Consider the following 18,641-nt stretch of genomic DNA (forward strand, 5'->3'; position numbering starts at 1 on the left):
CCGGGAGCGGGACATGAGCACACGTATTCATCCGACGGCGATCGTCGAGCCCGGTGCGGAGCTGTCCGGTGACGTCGAAGTCGGCGCCTATACCCTGATCGGCCCGGGCGTGAAGATCGGGGCCGGATCCTCGATCGGCCCGCACTGCGTGATCCGCGGGCTGACCGAGATCGGCGCCGGCAACCGCATCTTCCAGTTCTGTTCGATCGGCGAGGTCCCGCAGGACAAGAAGTACGCCGGTGAACCGACGCGCCTGGTGATCGGCGACCGCAACACGATCCGGGAGTTCTGCACCTTCAACTGCGGCACCGTGCAGGACGGTGGTGTCACCCGGATCGGCAGCGACAACTGGATCATGGCCTATGTGCACGTGGCGCACGACTGCCTTGTCGGCGACCAGGTGATCATCGCAAACAGCACGCAGCTCGCCGGCCACGTCTCGATCGGAGACCATGCGATCCTCGGTGGCTTCACCGGGGTGCACCAGTTCTGCAGCATCGGCGCACACTGCATCACCTCTGTCGGCAGCGTGGTGCTGCAGGACATCGCACCGTTCGTGATGGCGGCCGGCAATCCGGCCGGGCCGAAGGGCATCAACGGCGAGGGGCTGCGCCGTCGCGGCCATGATGCGGCGACCGTGCAGGCGGTGAAGCGTGCCTACCGCACCCTCTACCGGTCCGGCCTGCCGCTGGAGGAAGCTCGCGTCGAACTCGAGCGCCAGGCCGCCGAGGTTCCGCTGATCGGCCTGCTGACTGCCTTCATCGCCGCGCAGCGTCGCGGGCTTGCGCGTTGACGACAGTCGCGCTGGTAGCGGGGGAGCCGTCCGGCGACCTGCTGGGGGCGGAACTCATGGTGGCGCTGAAGGTACGCCGTCCGGACATCGTGTTCTGCGGCATCGGTGGCCCGAAGATGCGTGCTGCCGGCCTCGACTGCTGGCATCCGATGGAGACGCTGGCGGTGCGCGGCTATGTCGAGGTGCTGCGTCGCTACCGCGAGATCCTGGCCGTGCGGCGCAGGCTGGTGTCCCGCCTGTCGCGCGACAAGCCCGACCTTTTCGTCGGTATCGATGCGCCCGACTTCAATCTCGAGGTCGAGCGCCGGCTGCGGTCGAAAGGGGTGCGTACGATCCACTATGTCTGTCCGTCGATCTGGGCTTGGCGCGGCGAGCGAGTGCGTCTGTTGAAGGAGGCTGCCGACCAGGTGCTTGCGCTGTTCCCGTTCGAGAAGCCGCTGCTCGAGCGACAGGGTGTCCCGGTGACCTACGTAGGGCATCCGCTGGCCGACCTGCTGCCGGAGTTCCCCGACCGCACCGGCACCCGCGAACGCCTGCGCCTGCCGGCCTCTGCGCCAGTCATTGCGCTGCTGCCCGGCAGCCGCGATGGCGAACTGGAGTACATGGCCGACCTGTTCGTCGAGACCGCGCGTCGGCTGCATGCGCGCCTGCCCGACGCGCAGTTTCTGGTGCCGCTGGTGAGTCGCGAAACACGCAACCGCTTCGAGCGTGCGCTCTACGACCGGGATGCCCAGCACCTGCCGCTGCACATCCTGTTCGGCCATGCCCATGCTGCCCTGACCGCGGCGGATGCGGCTCTGGTCGCATCCGGGACTGCGACGCTCGAGGCGGCCCTGCTGCGCTGTCCGATGGTGATCACCTACCGGATGGCAGACTGGTCCTGGCGGTTGATGCGCGGCAAGGGCTACCTTGCCTACGGTGGCCTGCCGAACATCCTGGCCGGGCGCTTCGTGGTTCCGGAGCTTATCCAGGAGCATGCGACGGCCGAGAACCTGTCCCAGGCGGTGGCCAACCTGATCGGCGATGCACCGGTACGACGCGAGCTGGGCGAGCTGTTCGCGCGGATGCACGATGAGTTGCGCCAGGGCAGCGCCGAGCGTACTTCGATGGCCGTGCTGGAAGTCCTGGAGGGGTAGGGTGGCTCGCACGATCCGGGCTGCCAGCGCTGGCGGCAGGGGCGGCGCGGTCGAGCGGACGGCGGCACTCGGGCAGCTCCCTCCAGGCCTGTGCGGGGTGGACGAGGCGGGACGAGGGCCGCTCGCCGGTCCGGTCCATGCTGCCGCGGTCGTGCTCGACCCGCGCCGGCCGATCGCCGGGCTGGCCGATTCCAAGGTCCTGACGCCGGCGCGGCGCGAGGCGCTGTCGCTGCAGATCCGTGAACGTGCGCTCTGCTGGTCGATCGCGGTGGTGGAGCCTGCCGAGATCGACGCCCTGAACATCCTGCGCGCCAGCCTGCAGGCGATGCGCAGGGCCGTGTTGGCCTTGCAGCCCCCGCCGCAGGCGGTCTGGGTGGACGGCAACCAGCTGCCGGATTTCGAGGCCGGCCACGGTTTTGCGCTGCGTGCCGTGGTCGGCGGCGATGCGCGGGTGGCTGCCATCTCGGCGGCGTCGATCCTGGCCAAGACTGCGCGCGACGCCCGGATGCGGGAGCTGGCGCTGGAGCATCCCGGCTATGGGTTCGAGCGTCACATGGGCTACCCGACGCGCGAGCATCTCGAAGCGCTGGCCCGACTGGGTCCCTGTGCGATGCACCGGTACTCGTTCGCGCCGGTGGCCCGCGCCTGCGACCTGTTCCGCCGAGCCTGACCGCTGCCCGGCCGCCCGAGGCAGGGAGCGCCCGGACTGCTCAAGTCGCCCGGAAAGCGTCCGTTAACGGAGGGCTGCGTACACCCATCGGCTGGGTGAGCGGACGCGGCAAACGGACGAGGCGGAGCGCGCATGCTTGTCATAGTCGGCTGGATCGGGGTTACGGTGATGGTGCTGGGCGGCTACATGCTGGCCGGAGGCAAGCTCGGCCCGCTCTGGCAGCCAGCCGAGCTGGTGATCATCGGCGGAGCCGCGTTCTTCGCGTTCCTGGTGGCCAACTCGTCGAAGGTGATCAAGGCCACTTTCGCCACCCTGCCTTCCTGTTTCAAGGGCTCGAAGTACACCAAAGGCATGTACCTGGAGCTGCTGTCGCTGCTCTACGACCTGCTTGCCAAGGTACGCAAGGAAGGCCTGATGTCGATCGAATCGGACGTCGAGTCGCCCGACCAGTCGCCGATCTTCACCAAGTATCCGATGATCCTTGAAGACCATCACGCAATGGACTTCCTGGTCGATTACCTGCGGTTGATGGTCGGCGGCAACCTGAATGCGTTCGAGATCGAGAACCTGATGGACAACGAGATCGAGACGCACCACCACGAAGGGGAAGCCCCGATCGGTGCCATCTCGCGGGTCGGCGATGGCCTGCCTGCGTTCGGCATCGTCGCCGCGGTGATGGGCGTGGTGAAGACCATGGGCTCGGTCGGTGCGCCGCCTGCAGTGCTCGGCGCGAAGATCGGGGCAGCCCTGGTCGGCACCTTCCTCGGCATCCTGCTGGCATACGGATTCGTCGGCCCGCTCTCCAGCCTGCTCGAACAGAAGCTCTCGGAACAGACCAAGATGCTCCAGTGCATCAAGGTGACGCTGCTCGCCAGCCTGAATGGCTATCCGCCGCAGGTGGCGGTGGAGTTCGGGCGCAAGGTGCTGTACTCGACCGAGCGGCCGAGCTTCAGCGAACTCGAGGAAGAAGTGAAGCAGCGCAAAGGCAAATGACGCCCGACCGCCGCCGAACGACCGGACCCCGGGGACACCATGGCTGAAGAATCGCAGCGCCCGATCGTCGTCAAGCGCATCAAGAAGGGTGGCCACGGCAAGCATGGTGGCGCCTGGAAGATCGCATACGCCGACTTCGTGACCGCGATGATGGCTTTCTTCCTCCTGATGTGGCTGCTAGGTTCGGTCAGCAAGGGGGACCTAAAGGGCATCTCCGACTACTTCAATACGCCGCTGAAGACCGCGCTGATGGGCGGTTCGTCGACCGGTGAAGCACAGAGTGTGATCCCGGGCGGTGGCACCGACCTTACCGCCAGCGCTGGCCAGGTGCACAAGGGCGAGAGTGAGCCGCGCCCGCGCGACGAGCGTGAGCTCGAGGCCGAGCTGGAGGCCCGTGAGGCTGCCCGCCTGGCCGAACTGAAGGAAAAGATCGAGAAGGCGATCGAAGCCAATCCGCTCCTCGCCCCGTTTCGGAAGCAGCTCCTGGTCGACCTGACTCCTGAGGGCCTGCGCATCCAGATCGTGGACGAACAGAACCGGCCGATGTTCCCGACCGGCAGCAGCAACCTCGCCAGCTACACCCGTGATCTGCTGCGCGAGATCGGCATCATCCTGAATGACGTACCGAACAGGGTCAGTCTTTCGGGCCATACCGATGCAGCGAGCTTCGGCAGCGGCGACCGCGGATTCAGCAATTGGGAACTGTCGGCCGAGCGGGCAAACTCGGCGCGCCGCGAGATGATCGCCGGCGGCATGGCGGATGCCAAGGTGCTGCGCGTGGTCGGACTGGCCTCGGCGGTCGGTTTTCCCGGCGCGGCTCCGCTCGATGCGGTGAATCGCAGGATCAGCATCATCGTCCTCAACCGCAAGACGGAGAAGGCCATCACGGCCGAGTCGGCCGCATCGCCCGCGGCACCGCCTCCCGCCAGCAGCGGCGCGGCGCCGGCCGTTTCACCGGGACGATGAAGCTGCCCCCCGCACTTGCCGGGTTGCTGGTGCAGGCCGTCGCCACGGTTGGCACCGTGGCGCTGTACGGGCTTGCCGGAGTCGCCGCGCTGGAAGCGCCCTGGATCTGCTGGGCCTTCGTGCAGGCTGCACTCGCCGTTCTGCTCGCGACGGCGGCCGGGCAGGCGCCCTGGTGGATCGCGATACACGGCCTTTTCGTGCCGGCGGCTCTGCTGCTCGACCGCTTCTCACCACCGTCCTGGCTGTACCTGGCGGGTGCCGCGCTTCTTGCGCTGACCAACGGCAACGCGATACGGGAACGGGTGCCGTTGTTCCTGACCAGCAGGGCTGCGCGTGAACAGCTGCTCGCACTGCTGCCCGAGGATCGTCCGATCCGCTTCATCGACGTCGGCTGCGGGTTCGGCGGCGTGGTCTCCAGCGTCGGCCGGGAGCGCCCGACGCTGGAATGCCTCGGGCTGGAGACCGCCTGGCTGCCTTACCTGGTCAGTCGGCTCCGGTGCGGGCTGTCTCCCAACCAGGCGGCCGTGGCGCGGCGCGATCTCTGGACCCACGACCTGTCCGGTGCCGATGTCGTATACGCTTACCTGTCACCGGTGCCGATGGAGCGGCTTTGGCGCAAGGTACTCGCGGAGATGCGCCCAGGTACCCTGTTCATCAGCAACAGCTTCGCAGTGCCGGGTGTTGAACCGCTCGTCAGTCATGGCGTGGAGGATGCTACCCGCTCCGTCCTGCATGTCTACCGGTTGGCCGGTGCGGGCGGCCTGCCCGCCGCGGACGAGGCGACCGCAGCGCCGATCGCCGTGGCGAGTGCCGCCTGCTCCTGAGCCGGGTCCGCGATCCAGGCCCGTGCCCGGATCGCCGCACGCAGCCGTTCGACGAACGCCGGTTCAGCCGCGACGCGCGCGAGCAGCGCGGCGAGCGCCGGGGCGTCTCCGACGGGGAAGGTCGCCGGCCAGTCGCTGCCCAGCAGGCCGAGGTTGCCGGGAATGTGCGAGGCAATCACCGGTGTGCCGGCGGCGATGGCTTCGGACACGACATTGGCCCCACCCTCCATCCGCGAACTGATGACCATTGCTCCGGCGCGCGCAATCAGCGCGCGCGCGCGTCCTGGCGTGACCTCTCCGAGCCAGCGGTAGCGCCTGTCGGCTGCCATCGCCAGGCGCGCCTCGCGTTCCAGCGAAGGGTCGAGCGCGCGGCCGACCTGGGTGACGCGCAACGGGAGGCCGCGGCCCGGGATCGCCGGCAGCAGTGACAGCGCGCGCGCGGCGAGCAGCGGGTCTTTCTCGTCGCGCAGGTGGCCGACGACGCACACCTCGAAACTGCGCTGCAGTGGCGGCGCCCGGCGCCCGGCGGGGGCGGACTGATGTACGACGAACGTACGCGCATGCAGTGCCGGCGGCAGTTCGTCGATCGCGCAGGGCTGCAGGACTACCAGGCTGTCGGCGACGCGCAGCGACTGCTGTGCGTCTGGGTCGTCGATGATGTCCCGGTAGAGGTCGGTCCCGGTCAGGGCCAGCACCAGCGGGCGGCCTGGATAAGCCTCGCGGAAGCGCATGATCGACGGATGGCTGCGCCGTGCATGCAGCGCCAGCATCAGGTCGGCAGGGGCGCCTGCCTCCACCGGGTCGTCGGTCGCCGGATGCCACTCGGTGCAGACGCGCACCCGGTGGCCGAGCCGGCGCAGCAGGCGTGCCCAGCGCACGGCGGTATTTCGGTTGCCGGCGCGCGAGGCCGGCGGGGCGGGGGTGACCAGAACGACCTGCATGGACGGACTCTTCAGCCAAGCGCGTAAACTCGCGAGTCTACGGGCTTTGGGCCGCCCGGGTACCTACGGACGCAGGGGGGGCGCAGCAGATGCACAGCCAGCAGGGCGCGCAGGCATCTCGAGCCGCAGGAGGGGCTGCGGTTCCGGCTGCATCGACGCCGGCGATGTCGGGCGCGACGACGGATATCGCCGGCTGCCGGCACGAACTGCAGATTGCCCGCGCACGCATGCTGGCCTTGTTCGACGCGTTGCCGGCCGACGGGCTGCTCGGACCAAAGCTCTCGATCGTCAACCCGCCGCTGTGGGAACTCGGGCATCTCGGCTGGTTTCAGGAGCGCTGGCTGCTGCGGCCCCGGTCGGACGGCACGCTCGCGCCGTCGCTTCTGAAGGATGCAGACGCGCTGTACGACTCCGCTGCCGTAGCGCACGGCCGTCGCTGGGAACTGCCGCTACCCGGACCCGAGGCAACGCGCCGCTACCTGTCGCAGGTGTTCGAGCGTGTGATGGAGAGGCTCGAAGGCACCGGTGGCCCGGTGTCTGCTTCCGGCATCGGCGATCCGGGTGACCGCGGTCTTGCGTTCCATGCCACCGTGTGTGCGCAGCACGAGCAGATGCATGCTGAGGCCTTCGGCTACAGCCGGCAGACGCTCGGGTATCCGGCGCTTCCGGCGGCTGGCCGAGGTCTGGTCGGCGGGGCGTCGGAGGCGGCGCATCCGCCAGGCACGCGCTCGGGCGGCCGCAGCCGTGGTGCCGAAGACGCATTCTTCGCCGGTGGCCCTTCCCGGCTCGGCGCAGAACCGGGCGCCAGCTTCGTGTATGACAACGAAAAGTGGGCGCATCGGGTCGCGGTGGCGCCGTTCGCGATGGCGCGGTGCGCGACTTCCGCCACCGAGTTCGCTGCCTTCGTCGACGACGGGGGCTACCGGCACCGGCACTGGTGGAGCGATGCGGGCTGGGCCTGGCGCACGGCTGCCGCTGCGCAGGCACCCGTGTACTGGCGCCCGATGCAGGAACGGCAGGGGTGGGAGATCCGGTGCCACGACGCCTGGCGGCCGCTCGAATCCGGAGAGCCGATGCTGCATGTCAATGCGCATGAAGCCGAGGCCTGGTGCCGGTGGGCCGGCCGCCGCCTGCCGACCGAAGCCGAATGGGAGTATGCGGCCTCGGTGGCCGGCGCAGGGGGCGGGACGCGGCGGCGGCATCCGTGGGGTTCGGCGGTGCCCGAACCGGGCAGGGCCAATCTCTGGTTCCCCGATATCGATCCCAGACCGGTGGCAGTCGACGCATTCCCGGCCGGCGACAGTCCGGATGGCTGTCGCCAGTTGACCGGTAATGTCTGGGAATGGACGGCGAGTGCCTTCGACGCGTATCCCGGCTTCACGCCTGACCCGTACCGTGAGTACTCCCAGCCGTGGTTCGGCAGCCACCGGGCGCTGCGCGGCGGCAGCTTTGCGACGGCAGCCTCGCTGATCCGCAATACCTGGCGGAACTTCTACACCCCGGAACGGCAAGATGTGTACGCCGGTTTCCGCACCTGCGCCCTGGATACGACGAAATGAAGCACCAGACGCTCTGGTACGTGCGCCGCGATGGCAAGCTGCTTGGTCCCCACCCGCGGCAGGTGGTGGTCGACTGTCTTCTGCTGGGACGATTCTCGTGGGACGATCCGGCCAGTCAGGATGGCCGCGTCTGGCAGCCACTCAAGATGCACTCGGAGATCCTGTCCGCGATCGAGCCGCTGTCGCGCACCCGTGCTCCGGCGCCGGCGCCGGGCGAAGCCCTTCCGGTCAGCTGGCACAGCGAACGTCTTGCGGCGGCGCGGCGCTGGGCTGACGACCGCACTGGCATCGATCGTCGTACCGGAGAGGAAGCCAGGACTGCCGTCGAGCTGGAGGCGGGCGGCGAGCGTCGGTCGTCCGACGAGCGGCGGCGGCAGCGCGAGCTGCTCCAGGTGGTGCTCTGGCGCCGGCTGCGGTGGAATCTCGCGCAGGCCTACGAGCGGTCCGCCACGCCGCTGCCGTGGGCGATCCTTGGCGTCGTCCTGGTGCTGGCTTTCGTGGGTGCCGCGTTGCTGCAGCGCGCGCCGGGTGCCATCGAGGTGTCGGTGGCCGCGCGAGCTGCGAACTGCAGTTCGCCTGCGGCACCGGGCGTCAACTGGGCCGGGTGCGAACGCGGTGCTGCCTCGCTCGCCGGCGCAAAACTGCAATCCGCAAGGCTGTCCGGGTCGCACTTTCCTGGGGCCGACCTGCGGCGCGCCGACCTCGCCTATGCCGACCTGTCGGGCGCACAGTTGTCTGGCGCGCGGCTGCGCCAGGCCCGCCTTTTCGGTGCCAACCTCTCGGGGGCCGACCTGGGGGCGGCCTCTCTCGACGGATCGGATCTTGGCTTCGCCGACCTGCGCAATGCCCGGATAGACGGTACGCGTTTCGACGAGGCACAGCTCGGCAATGCGATCTGGATCGACGGCCGCCGTTGTGCGCCGGCTTCGGTGGGTCGCTGCGACTGACGTTCACGGTTCGACCCTGGCGTTGGACCGACCCCGTGGGTTGCCTATTGCGGGCGTGGCGCCGAACTTCCGGTGTCGAGCAGCGCCGAGACGCGAAGGCACACCTTCCGCAAGCCGCGCCACAACCGCGGCAACAGCCACAGCATGATCCCAACGAAAACGAGGAGCAGTGCCAGGAACGCGGCCGGGTGGAACAGGGCCGCCCACAGCCCGCCGATCACCAGCGCGTCCTCGATGGTCGAGGCCGCAACGTTGCTGAACGGTTCGGGCGAGGTATTGATCAGGGCACGGCTCGCGGCCTTCGTGAAGTGAGCCCCTGACGCGAGCGCGCCTCCGGACAACATCGCTGCCAGCGTGACCGCGGAATCCGGCTGGCCGAGGCTGGCCGCCGCCAGCAGGGCCCCGGCCGGAATACGGATGAAGGTATGAACCGCGTCCCACAGCGAATCGAGGCCGGGTACCTTGTCCGCGGCGAACTCGAGCATGCACAGCAGCCCGCTCACCGCGATCATCAGCGGATGGCCCAGCCACTGCAGGCCGCCAGGCAGGTCGACGTATCCGAAGCGGCCGAGTGCGCCCGCGAAGAACAGCACCGCGTACAGGCGGATTCCGCTTGCCCAGGCGAGACCCGAGGCAAGTGCGAGGGTTTCGATCAACTCGGGAGATACCATGGAGGACACCGGTCAGAACACATGCCTGCTCAGGTTAGCATCATGCAGGATGGTGGAGGCGAGTTCCTCGATCGACTTGGTCGTCGCATCGAGGAACCGGATGCCGGCCTGGCGCATCAGGATCTCCGCTTCGCGGATCTCGTAGGCGCAGTTGTCGAGCGACGCGTAATGGCTGTCCGGCTTGCGCTCGGTGCGGATGCGGTGCAGGCGCTGGGGCGTTATCGTCAGGCCGTACAGGCGATTGCGGAAGCCGTGCAGGCTCTCCGGCAGGCCGCCTCCACGGGCGAAATCCTCGGGGATCAACGGATAGTTCGCGGCGCGCACACCGTACTGGAGCGCAAGGTAGAGGCAGGTCGGCGTTTTCCCGGAGCGCGACACGCCGACAAGGATGATGTCCGCATCCTTGAAGTCGCGCGTCGAACTGCCGTCGTCGTGCATCAGGGAATAGTTCACCGCCTCGATCCGACGGGTATAGCTGACCACGTCCTCGACGCTGTGCGTGCCGCCGACGCGGTGGCTCGACTTGGTGCCCAGTTCAGCTTCGAGCGGCGCGATGAATGTCTCGAAACAGTTGATCACCATCGCGTCGGTGGACGCACGCAGGGCGCCTGCCAGTTCGTCGCGCACGAGCGTGCTGAACACGATCGGCCGCGCGCCGTCACGCTCGCCGGCCTCGTTGATCTGCCGGGCGAGGTGACGCGTCTTCTCGATGCTGTCGATGAACGGTACCGTCACTTCGGAGAAGGCGACCTTGTCGAACTGGGTGAGCAGGCTGTGGCCCAGGGCCTCGACCGTGATGCCGGTGCGGTCGGACACGAAAAACGCGGTTCGGCGTGAGATCATCGATGTGGCGTCCGTAAGTGATCGGCTACCATACGACTTCGGTGCTCCCGGCACAATCGTCGCCGGGCGGCAGTTCATCCGGTAACAGGGAGTGGCCATGGACAAGTACGTTGTCGACTTTGCGCATCTGCGCATGTCCGACGTGGGGCAGGTCGGGGGCAAGAACGCGTCGCTCGGCGAGATGATCAGCGGCCTCTCCCACCTCGGTGTGCGCGTGCCCGAGGGGTTTGCCACGACCGCAGACGCGTATCGCGAATTTCTCGCTCACGGGGGGCTGGCCGCCCGCATCGTCGAACGGATGAAGGGCCTCGACGTAGACGACACCAACGCGCTCGCCGCGGCGGGTGCCGACATCCGCGGCTGGATCACCGCGGCACCCCTGCCGCCGGCCCTGCGTGCCGCGGTCGTCGAGTCGTACGAGAAGATGATCGCGGCAGCAGGGCCGAATGCGTCGGTCGCGGTGCGCTCGTCCGCAACCGCCGAGGATCTGCCGGACGCGTCGTTCGCCGGCCAGCAGGAGACGTTCCTGAACATCCACGGCGCCGACAGCGTGATCGATGCGATGCGCCACGTTTTCGCTTCGCTCTACAACGATCGGGCGATTGCCTACCGGGTTCACAAGGGGTTCGAGCATGCCGAGGTCGCGCTGTCGGCGGGCATCCAGCGCATGGTGCGCTCCGACACCGGCGCGGCGGGCGTGATGTTCACGCTCGACACCGAGTCCGGTTTCGACAAGGTCGTGTTCATCACCTCGTCGTACGGGCTGGGCGAGGCCGTGGTGCAGGGCGCGGTGAACCCGGACGAGTTCTATGTCTACAAGCCGTCGCTTGCGGCGGGGAAGGTGTCGATCATCCGGCGGTCGCTGGGCGGCAAGGCGATCAAGATGGTGTTCACCGATTCGCGCGAAGCCGGCAAGTCCGTGAAGACCGTCGACGTGCGCGAGGGCGAACGCCGGCGCTTCTCGATCACCGACGCGGAAGTCGAACAACTGGCGCGCGACGCGATGAAGATCGAGGCGCACTATGGCCGTCCGATGGATATCGAGTGGGCGCGCGACGGCGAGGACGGCAAGCTGTACATCCTGCAGGCCCGCCCGGAGACGGTGAAGGCCAACGCCGAGGTTGATACGCTGCGCCGCTACCGCCTGAAACAGAAGTCCGAGCTGCTCACCTCGGGCCGTGCGATCGGCCAGAAGGTCGGTAGCGGCCCGGTGCGCCTGATCGCCTCGGCGAAGGAGATGGACAAGGTCCAGCCGGGCGACGTGCTGGTGACCGACATGACCGATCCCGACTGGGAGCCGGTGATGAAGCGCGCGTCGGCGATCGTCACCAACCGCGGCGGGCGTACCTGCCACGCCGCGATCATCGCGCGCGAACTGGGCATCCCGGCGGTGGTGGGCTGCGGCGATGCGACCACGGTGCTTCACAACGGCGAGCTGGTGACCGTCTCGTGCACCGAGGGTGATACCGGCAATGTTTACCGGGGCATCCTCGAGACCGCGATCAGCGACGTACCGCTCGACCGCATGCCGGAGCCGCCGGTCAAGATCAGCATGAACGTCGGCAACCCGGAGCTTGCCTTCGAGTTCCAGCGGCTGCCGAACGCCGGCGTCGGCCTCGCACGCCTCGAGTTCATCGTCGCGCGCATGATCGGCATCCATCCGAAGGCCTGCCTCGACTACCCGAACCTGCCGGCCGACCTCAAGCGCGCGGTCGAAGAGCGCTCCGCCGGCTATGCCAGCCCGCGCGAGTTCTATGTCGAGAAGATGGCCGAAGGCGTCGGCACGCTCGGCGCCGCGTTCTTCCCGAAGCCGGTCATCGTCCGCCTGTCCGATTTCAAGTCCAACGAATACTCCGGGCTGATCGGCGGGCCGAACTACGAGCCGCATGAAGAAAACCCGATGCTCGGCTTCCGCGGCGCCTCGCGCTATGTCGCACCCGGCTTCCGCGACTGCTTCGAACTCGAATGCCGTGCGATGCGCAAGGTGCGCAACGAGATGGGCCTGACCAACGTCGAGATCATGATCCCGTTCATCCGCACGCTCGATGAGTGCCGGAAGGTCATTGCACTGCTTGCCGAGAACGGCCTCGAGCGGGGCAAAGATGGCCTGCGGCTGATCATGATGTGCGAGATACCGTCCAACGCGCTGCTCGCCGACGAGTTCCTGGAGTACTTCGACGGCTTCTCGATCGGTTCGAATGACATGACGCAACTGACGTTGGCGATCGACCGCGATTCCGGGGGCGCCATCTCTGAATCGTTCGACGAGCGCGACCCGGCGGTGAAGAAGATGCTGTCGATGGCGATCAAGGCGTGCCGCAGGCAGGACAAGTACGTCGGCATCTGCGGGCAGGGTCCGTCCGACCATCCCGACCTCGCGCGCTGGCTGATGGAAGAGGGAATCGGCAGCCTGTCGCTGAATCCGGATACGGTGGTGGATACCTGGCTGTATCTGGCGCAGGAGGCAACCAGGGCCGCGAAGCCCTGATTGCGGCGGGGTCAGGCCCGCCCGGGCGCCTGTCGCGTCATGAGCGCCATTTGCCGGTCAGCCCGTCGATTGCGTCCAGTCCCTTGGTGACCACGATCCCCAGCGCGGCCAGCACCACCAGCACGGCAAATACGGTCTCGGTCTCGAGGACCTGTCCGGCCAGGTAGAGGCGGGCGCCGAGGCCCAGCTTGCCGACCACCATCTCCGCGGCCACCACGAGGATGATCGACACGCCCAGGCCGAGGCGTGCACCGGCGAACACCGACGGGATGGCTGCCGGCAGCAGCACGTGGCGCACGATCTGCCGTTCCGATGCGCCGAGGTCGCGTGCGGTGACTACCAGTCCCTGGTCGCACTGGCGCACCCCGAGCAGCGTGTTGATGATTACCGGAAAGAGGGCGCCCAGCGCGCTGATGGTCAGCATGAACGGGCCGCCAGTGCCGAGCCAGATGATCAGCAGAGGGATCAGCGTGATCTTGGGCAGTGGGTAGAGGGCGGCGATGAACACGTCGGCGATCGACTGCAGCCTGCGCGACACCGACATCGCCAGCCCCAGCGCTACGCCGAACACCAGCCCGATCGCGAAGCCGCCGAAGATGCGGTAGAGCGTGACCGCGAGATCGGTGAACGCCTGCTTGTGCAGGAAGAGGTCGACCAGCGCGACGGCAATCTGGCTCGGTCGCGGGAGGTACAGCGACGAGACCTCGAACACCCGGCACAGGGCTTCCCAGGCCAGCAGCACGACGGCCACCGCGATCCAGCCGGTCAGCCGGTCGGCGGGCGCGGCCCCGGTACGTACAGGGCGCAGGGCGGTGAGATCCTCCTCCGAGGGACGGCGCTGCATCAGCCGACCTCCGTCTCGCCATGCATCGAGCGCAGCACCTCTGACTTGAGAAGGCCGTAGATGCGCTCGAAGTAGCCGGCGTAACGGGGGTCATGGGTGCTCGCGACCGATCGGGGCTTTGGCAGGTCGATGCGGACTTCCGCTGCCACGCGTCCCGGCCGGGCGGTCAGAACGTAAACCGTGTCGGCCAGCAGAACGGCTTCCTCGATCGAATGCGTGATCAGCAGCACCGTCTTGCCGGTTCGTTCGACCATTGCCGCCAGCTGCTCCTGCAGTACCAGCCGCGTCTGCGCGTCCAGGGCGCCGAACGGCTCGTCGAGGAGAAGGACGTCTGGATCCATCACCAGTGCCCGGGCCATGCCGACCCGCTGGCGCATCCCGCCTGAGAGCTGGCCTGGATACTTGCGCTCGAAGCCGGCCAGGTCGACCAGCCGCAGCGCTTCCTTCGCGCGCGCACGACGTTCGGTTGGCGACATGCCGGCCATCTCGAGCCCGAACGCCACGTTGTCCTCGACCGTGCGCCAGGGAAACAGGTTGAACGACTGCCAGACGGTCGCCATCCGCGGCGGGCGTGTCATCGGTTGTCCGTCCGGACCGACGAACGACAACGTACCCCGGCTCGCCTGCATGAAGCCGCGGGTGATCTGCAGCATCGTGCTCTTGCCACAGCCGCTCGGCCCGATGATCGCGGTGACCTCGCCGGCGGCGAACGTACAGTGAAGGTCGTCGAGGGCGAGCACGGTCGAGCCGCCCGCTTCGTAGACCAGGCTGATGCCTTGCAGCCGGATCTCCGGATGCACGGTACCGGTGGTCTCGTCCGTGGCCTGGCTCCCGGCCTGTGTCGCGTTCACGGATCAGGCCGTCAGCGGGTTCTTTTCCTTCAGCCGGTTGAATGCTTCCTGCGCCGCGCCCAGTTCGAAAACCTGTTCGCGCGTGACCTTGCCGCTGAACAGCTTCATCGTGTCGCGCCAGAATTCGGCCTGGAACATTGCGGAGTCGACGTTCGGCATGCCGTTCTCGGTGAACCAGGTCCAGCGCGGGGCGGCGGCCGACACCAGTCCCTCGGGCACCTTCGTCGCGTCCGAGATGATCTTGATCACCGAAGGATCCTTCGCGGCCGCAGCCTCGTTAAAGATGCGCGCCGCATGAAGGTGGACCATCGAGAAGCGCACGGCCAGCGAGCGGTCCTTGCCGAGCAGCTTCGCCGGCGCAGCGAAGCACGCGAGTTGCGTGCCGGGCTGGATGTCGGAGCCGGGGAAGGCGATCTTCCCGGTGTTGTTCTTTTCGGCAAGGAAGGCCAGCGGCACCGGGATGTTGGCGGCGTCGACCTGGCCGGCACCCAGCGCCCGCACGAGGTCGGGATAGGCGAGGCCGGTGACCCAGTTGACGTCGGTCAGCGGGTTCAGGCCGGCATTCTGCACGCCACGGCCGAGCAGGAACTGGTCGATCCCGCCGGGGGCCTGCAGGCCGAGCCGCTGGCCCTTGAGCATCGACATGCGCTCGGGTGTGGTCAGTCCGGCGGCGTGCAGCTTGTTGTTGACCACGATCGTCATCGAACCGGAGCCGGGTCGCTCCGAGCCGCGATCGAGCATGAACTTGAATGGCGCACCGCGGGCGATCGTGTTGAAGATGCCAGCGTTGCAGGTGGCGACGGTGAAGTCGAGCTCGCCGGCGACCAGTGCCGGTACCGCCAGTGCGCCGTCGGTGAAGTAGCGGTACTCCGCCTCGATGTTCATCCGGTCCCAGAAGCCACGGGCCTGCGCGATGAACAACGGCCCGGAAGAGATCAGCGGCACCACGCCGATACGGATCTTCGCGCGTGGTGCCTGCGCCAGCACGTTGACGAACGGTGCCCCTGCAAGCACCGGCGCCATGGCGGCGGCGGCTCCGGCCTTGATCAGGGTGCGGCGGGTGCCCGGGTGCCGGGCGGCTTTGGCGTGCGGAGTGCGGGACATGGACAGGCCTTTCGCGGTGGGGACGCGGTAACGCGCGACGCTGAGTATACTTTCTGCGCAGCAAACGCCGACAGAGCGTGCCGTCGGCGCCGAACCACCGCCAGAATGCCAGGAGTCCGTCAGTGCCCAGCCACACGAAACCGTACCAGGTCTCGCCGTCGAATCCCGACGTCCAGGAAATCCAGACGATGCCCTCGCGCCGGGTCGACATGCCCTATGCGCCGGCGATGCGCGTGACCGGCGGCGCTGACCTGCTGTTCATTTCCGGCGCCACGCCGTCGCCGCTCTACCACAAGCATCCGCACGAACTTCACGAGCACGACCACCCGAACGACATCGGCGAGCAGACGCGGCGCGCGCTGTCGGCGATCGAGTCGATCCTCGACCAGGAAGGGCTGGTATGGACCGACATCGTGAAGGTCACCAAGTACGTGACCGACATGCGCGACATGGACGGCATGGTCGCGGTGCTCAAGCAGACCTTCGGCGACTGGACGCCGGCCAGCACTACCGTCTGCGTGAACCAGCTGTCGACGCCGGGGGCCCGCATCGAACTGGACATGATCGCGGCCTACCGCAAGACCCCTGCGGATCCTGCAAAACTCAAGACCTGACCCCAGCTGGGACCCCAGCTGGGGCCAGTCGCCGGGACGGCGCGACCGCCGTCCCGGCACGCGGGCCTTCAGGCCGCGTCGCGCCAGAGGTCTAGCTTCATCAGTTCGCGCTTGAGCACCATCTCCCTCGGCAGCCGTGTCTTCAGCTGCTCGAACAGTTCGCCGTGCGACTCGACCTCTTTCTTCCAGAGTTCCGCGTCGACCCGGGTCAGTTGCTCGAACTGCTCGCGGCTGATGTCCATGCCGCGGAAGTCCATGTCCTCGAAACGGGGAATCCAGCCCAGCGCCGTCTCGACCGCGCCGACGGTACCCATCGTGCGCTGGACGATCCACTTCAGCACGCGCATGTTCTCGCCGAAGCCCGGCCAGATGAACCGGCCCTGCTCGTCGCGCAGGAACCAGTTCACGCAGTAGATCTTCGGCGGCTGGCTGATCGTGTGCCCGATGCGCAGCCAGTGGTTGAAGTAGTCGCCGAAGTGGTAGCCGCAGAACGGCAGCATCGCGAACGGATCGCGGCGCACGATGCCTACCGCACCGGTGGCTGCAGCCGTGGTCTCGGAGCCCATGGTCGCTGCCATGTACACGCCGTAGTTCCAGTTGAAGCCCTCGGCGACCAGCGGCACGGTGTCGTTGCGGCGGCCGCCGAACACGAAGGCGCTGATCGGCACCCCGTTCGGGTTGTCGTACTCGGGATCGAGGGTGGCGCAGCGCTCGGCGGCGACGGTGAAGCGCGAGTTCGGGTGCGCGGCCAGCCGGCCGCAATCCGGGGTCCAGGGCTTGCCCTGCCAGTCGGTCAGTTCACTCGGCGGGGTGCGGGTCATGCCCTCCCACCAGACGTCGCCATCGGCAGTCAGCGCGACGTTGGTGAAGATCGTGTCCGCGTCGAGCATGCCCAGCGCGGTGGCATTGGTGTCGGGACCGGTGCCGGGCGCGACGCCGAAGTAGCCCGCCTCGGGGTTGATCGCGTACAGCTGCCCGTCCTTGCCAGGCTTGATCCAGGCGATGTCCTCGCCGACGGTGGTGACCTTCCAGTCATCCATGCCTTTGGGCGGGATCAGCATGGCAAGGTTGGTCTTGCCGCAGGCGCTCGGGAACGCGGCGGCGACGTAGCGCTTCTCGCCCGTCGGCGCGGTGATGCCCAGGATCAGCATGTGTTCGGCCAGCCAGCCCTGTTCCTTCGCCATGATCGAGGCGATACGCAGCGCGAAGCACTTCTTGCCGAGCAGCGCGTTGCCGCCGTAGCCGCTGCCGAACGACCAGATCTCCTTCGTCTCGGGATAGTGGACGATGTACTTGTGCTCGCGGTTGCTCGGCCAGGCGATGTCCTTCTCGCCCGCCTTCAGCGGCATGCCGACCGAATGGATGCAGGGCACGAACTCGCCGTCGCTGCCGAGGACGTCGTACACCTTCTCGCCCATGCGCGTCATGATGCGCATCGACACGACGACATACGGGGAATCCGACAGTTCGACGCCGATGTGGGCGATATGCGAGCCCAGCGGCCCCATGCTGAACGGGATCACGTACATCGTGCGGCCGCGCATGCAGCCCTTGAACAGGCCGCCCAGGGTCGCGCGCATCTCGGCGGGCGCCACCCAGTTGTTGTTGGGGCCCGCATCGTCCTGGTCTTCGGTGCAGACGAAGGTGCGGTCTTCCATGCGCGCGACGTCGGCCGGGTCCGAGCGCACGAGAAAGCTGTTCGGCCGCTTCTGCTGGTTCAGCCGGATCATCGAGCCGCCGTCGATCATTTCCTGGCAGAGCCGGTCGTATTCTTCCTTCGACCCGTCGCACCAGTAAATGCTGTCGGGTTCGCACAAGGCCGCCATCTCGCGGACCCATTCCACCAGCCGGGCGTGCTTGACATAGTCGGGCTTGCCCGACCGGCTGATCAGTTCTGCTGCTGCATCTGGACGGCTCATTGCTGCTCTCCTCGAGGTAATGCGGTTCCGCGCGCCTGCCGGGCCCGAGCGACGCCGCTCCCGTGCGGCAGCGGCGGAGGGTGAAACGAAAAAACAGGGCGCGAAAATACCCGTTTTCGAACCGGGTTGTGGCGCAATTTTGACACAACCCGGCGTGTCTGCATTCGGCGGGGGGCATCCGCACGCGCGGCGCGCATTCCCGGCGTGATTGTCGACAACTTGCTGTCGAGTTCGTTTGGTCGCGGGGCCGCTTTGCGCTATGATCGACAAAACCAGCTACTGCGTCGGGAATGATCAAGTACATCTTTGTCACCGGTGGTGTCGTATCCTCGCTCGGCAAAGGTATCGCTGCCGCGTCGCTCGGCACGCTGCTCGAATCGCGGGGGCTCAAGGTTACCCTGCTCAAGCTCGACCCCTACATCAATGTCGATCCTGGGACGATGAGCCCGTTCCAGCGCGGCGAGGTGTTGGTGACGGA

At 67.5% G+C, this 18,641-nt stretch carries 18 protein-coding genes; 11 read left to right on the plus strand and 7 right to left on the minus strand.

Annotated elements, in window-relative coordinates:
- Positions 1–13 precede the first annotated feature (13 nt).
- From lpxA to ING98_15040, 6 genes are all read left to right on the plus strand, one after another.
- Positions 14–793, plus strand: coding sequence for an acyl-ACP--UDP-N-acetylglucosamine O-acyltransferase (gene lpxA / locus ING98_15015; protein MCA3103174.1), 780 nt, complete (start codon positions 14–16; stop codon positions 791–793).
- The gene (gene lpxB / locus ING98_15020; protein MCA3103175.1) at positions 790–1,929 is read left to right on the plus strand and encodes a lipid-A-disaccharide synthase; all 1,140 of its coding nucleotides are present in this window, start codon (positions 790–792) and stop codon (positions 1,927–1,929) included. Before lpxA ends, lpxB begins: the two co-directional genes overlap by 4 nt.
- Positions 1,865–2,599 (plus strand): ribonuclease HII, encoded by a 735-nt coding sequence (locus tag ING98_15025; protein MCA3103176.1) that lies wholly within the window; start codon positions 1,865–1,867, stop codon positions 2,597–2,599. The genes lpxB and ING98_15025 overlap by 65 nt, the downstream gene beginning before the upstream one ends.
- Positions 2,600–2,731: 132 nt before the next feature.
- Positions 2,732–3,592 carry a flagellar motor stator protein MotA gene (gene motA / locus ING98_15030; GenBank protein ID MCA3103177.1) on the plus strand — a complete coding sequence of 287 codons (861 nt, stop codon included), beginning with the start codon at positions 2,732–2,734 and terminating at the stop codon, positions 3,590–3,592.
- Between the two features lie 39 nt (positions 3,593–3,631).
- Entirely contained in the window at positions 3,632–4,558 is a 927-nt protein-coding gene (gene motB / locus ING98_15035) for a flagellar motor protein MotB (protein ID MCA3103178.1), read from the plus strand.
- Complete coding sequence (locus tag ING98_15040; GenBank protein ID MCA3103179.1) at positions 4,555–5,382, plus strand: class I SAM-dependent methyltransferase; 828 nt, start codon at positions 4,555–4,557, stop codon at positions 5,380–5,382. The genes motB and ING98_15040 overlap by 4 nt, the downstream gene beginning before the upstream one ends.
- Here the strand turns inward: ING98_15040 and ING98_15045 are convergent.
- A complete protein-coding gene (locus ING98_15045) occupies positions 5,295–6,323 on the minus strand; it encodes a TIGR04348 family glycosyltransferase (protein MCA3103180.1) in 1,029 nt (342 codons plus the stop codon). The two genes, ING98_15040 and ING98_15045, sit on opposite strands and share 88 nt — an antisense overlap.
- A 164-nt stretch (positions 6,324–6,487) precedes the next feature.
- Between ING98_15045 and egtB the strand changes: the two genes are divergently transcribed.
- Together egtB and ING98_15055 are read left to right on the plus strand one after the other, a co-directional pair.
- Entirely contained in the window at positions 6,488–7,882 is a 1,395-nt protein-coding gene (gene egtB / locus ING98_15050) for an ergothioneine biosynthesis protein EgtB (GenBank protein ID MCA3103181.1), read from the plus strand.
- Positions 7,879–8,829: a pentapeptide repeat-containing protein gene (locus tag ING98_15055; protein MCA3103182.1), complete on the plus strand. Its 951-nt coding sequence runs from the start codon at positions 7,879–7,881 to the stop codon at positions 8,827–8,829. The genes egtB and ING98_15055 overlap by 4 nt, the downstream gene beginning before the upstream one ends.
- Before the next feature lie 44 nt (positions 8,830–8,873).
- Here ING98_15055 and ING98_15060 read toward each other — a convergent pair whose 3' ends face one another.
- Both ING98_15060 and ING98_15065 read right to left on the minus strand, forming a co-directional pair.
- Complete coding sequence (locus ING98_15060) at positions 8,874–9,500, minus strand: DUF4126 domain-containing protein (GenBank protein ID MCA3103183.1); 627 nt, start codon at positions 9,498–9,500, stop codon at positions 8,874–8,876.
- 12 nt (positions 9,501–9,512) lie between these two features.
- Positions 9,513–10,343: a kinase/pyrophosphorylase gene (locus tag ING98_15065; protein MCA3103184.1), complete on the minus strand. Its 831-nt coding sequence runs from the start codon at positions 10,341–10,343 to the stop codon at positions 9,513–9,515.
- Positions 10,344–10,440: 97 nt separating this feature from the next.
- On the opposite strand from ING98_15065, the gene ppsA reads away from it, so the two are divergent.
- On the plus strand, positions 10,441–12,831 hold the full coding sequence (ppsA, locus tag ING98_15070; protein ID MCA3103185.1) for a phosphoenolpyruvate synthase: 2,391 nt from the start codon (positions 10,441–10,443) through the stop codon (positions 12,829–12,831).
- A gap of 37 nt (positions 12,832–12,868) precedes the next feature.
- On the opposite strand, the gene ING98_15075 is transcribed toward ppsA, so the two are convergent.
- Genes ING98_15075 through ING98_15085 form a run of 3 tightly spaced genes read right to left on the minus strand, consistent with a single transcriptional unit; the run spans position 12,869 to position 15,630 of the window.
- Positions 12,869–13,675 (minus strand): ABC transporter permease, encoded by an 807-nt coding sequence (locus ING98_15075; protein MCA3103186.1) that lies wholly within the window; start codon positions 13,673–13,675, stop codon positions 12,869–12,871.
- Positions 13,675–14,526 (minus strand): ABC transporter ATP-binding protein, encoded by an 852-nt coding sequence (locus ING98_15080; GenBank protein ID MCA3103187.1) that lies wholly within the window; start codon positions 14,524–14,526, stop codon positions 13,675–13,677. The genes ING98_15075 and ING98_15080 overlap by 1 nt, the downstream gene beginning before the upstream one ends.
- A 3-nt stretch (positions 14,527–14,529) precedes the next feature.
- Positions 14,530–15,630, minus strand: coding sequence for an ABC transporter substrate-binding protein (locus ING98_15085; GenBank protein MCA3103188.1), 1,101 nt, complete (start codon positions 15,628–15,630; stop codon positions 14,530–14,532).
- Positions 15,631–15,752: 122 nt separating this feature from the next.
- Here ING98_15085 and ING98_15090 point away from each other — a divergent pair, with 122 nt between their 5' ends.
- Entirely contained in the window at positions 15,753–16,244 is a 492-nt protein-coding gene (locus ING98_15090) for a RidA family protein (GenBank protein MCA3103189.1), read from the plus strand.
- Positions 16,245–16,312: 68 nt separating this feature from the next.
- Here the strand turns inward: ING98_15090 and ING98_15095 are convergent, their stop codons facing one another.
- Positions 16,313–18,163, minus strand: a complete 1,851-nt coding sequence (locus tag ING98_15095; protein ID MCA3103190.1) for a phosphoenolpyruvate carboxykinase (GTP) — start codon at positions 18,161–18,163, stop codon at positions 16,313–16,315.
- A 290-nt stretch (positions 18,164–18,453) separates the two neighbouring features.
- Between ING98_15095 and pyrG the strand changes: the two genes are divergently transcribed.
- On the plus strand, positions 18,454–18,641 hold a 188-nt coding region (gene pyrG, locus ING98_15100), incomplete at its 3' end, for a CTP synthetase (GenBank protein MCA3103191.1).

Source organism: Rhodocyclaceae bacterium (genome assembly GCA_020248265.1).
GTDB lineage: Bacteria > Pseudomonadota > Gammaproteobacteria > Burkholderiales > CAIKXV01 > CAIKXV01.

What these genes read in the sequence shown, in the direction of transcription:
- lpxA (MCA3103174.1), top strand. Translation starts at nt 14, where the DNA reads ATGAGCACACGTATTCATCCGACGGCGATCGTCGAGCCCGGTGCGGAG.
- ING98_15095 (MCA3103190.1), bottom strand. Translation starts at nt 18,163, where the DNA reads ATGAGCCGTCCAGATGCAGCAGCAGAACTGATCAGCCGGTCGGGCAAG.
- ING98_15065 (MCA3103184.1), bottom strand. Translation starts at nt 10,343, where the DNA reads ATGATCTCACGCCGAACCGCGTTTTTCGTGTCCGACCGCACCGGCATC.
- ING98_15055 (MCA3103182.1), top strand. Translation starts at nt 7,879, where the DNA reads ATGAAGCACCAGACGCTCTGGTACGTGCGCCGCGATGGCAAGCTGCTT.
- egtB (MCA3103181.1), top strand. Translation starts at nt 6,488, where the DNA reads ATGTCGGGCGCGACGACGGATATCGCCGGCTGCCGGCACGAACTGCAG.
- ppsA (MCA3103185.1), top strand. Translation starts at nt 10,441, where the DNA reads ATGGACAAGTACGTTGTCGACTTTGCGCATCTGCGCATGTCCGACGTG.
- ING98_15075 (MCA3103186.1), bottom strand. Translation starts at nt 13,675, where the DNA reads ATGCAGCGCCGTCCCTCGGAGGAGGATCTCACCGCCCTGCGCCCTGTA.
- ING98_15025 (MCA3103176.1), top strand. Translation starts at nt 1,865, where the DNA reads ATGAGTTGCGCCAGGGCAGCGCCGAGCGTACTTCGATGGCCGTGCTGG.
- motA (MCA3103177.1), top strand. Translation starts at nt 2,732, where the DNA reads ATGCTTGTCATAGTCGGCTGGATCGGGGTTACGGTGATGGTGCTGGGC.
- ING98_15060 (MCA3103183.1), bottom strand. Translation starts at nt 9,500, where the DNA reads ATGGTATCTCCCGAGTTGATCGAAACCCTCGCACTTGCCTCGGGTCTC.
- ING98_15085 (MCA3103188.1), bottom strand. Translation starts at nt 15,630, where the DNA reads ATGTCCCGCACTCCGCACGCCAAAGCCGCCCGGCACCCGGGCACCCGC.
- ING98_15045 (MCA3103180.1), bottom strand. Translation starts at nt 6,323, where the DNA reads ATGCAGGTCGTTCTGGTCACCCCCGCCCCGCCGGCCTCGCGCGCCGGC.
- motB (MCA3103178.1), top strand. Translation starts at nt 3,632, where the DNA reads ATGGCTGAAGAATCGCAGCGCCCGATCGTCGTCAAGCGCATCAAGAAG.
- ING98_15040 (MCA3103179.1), top strand. Translation starts at nt 4,555, where the DNA reads ATGAAGCTGCCCCCCGCACTTGCCGGGTTGCTGGTGCAGGCCGTCGCC.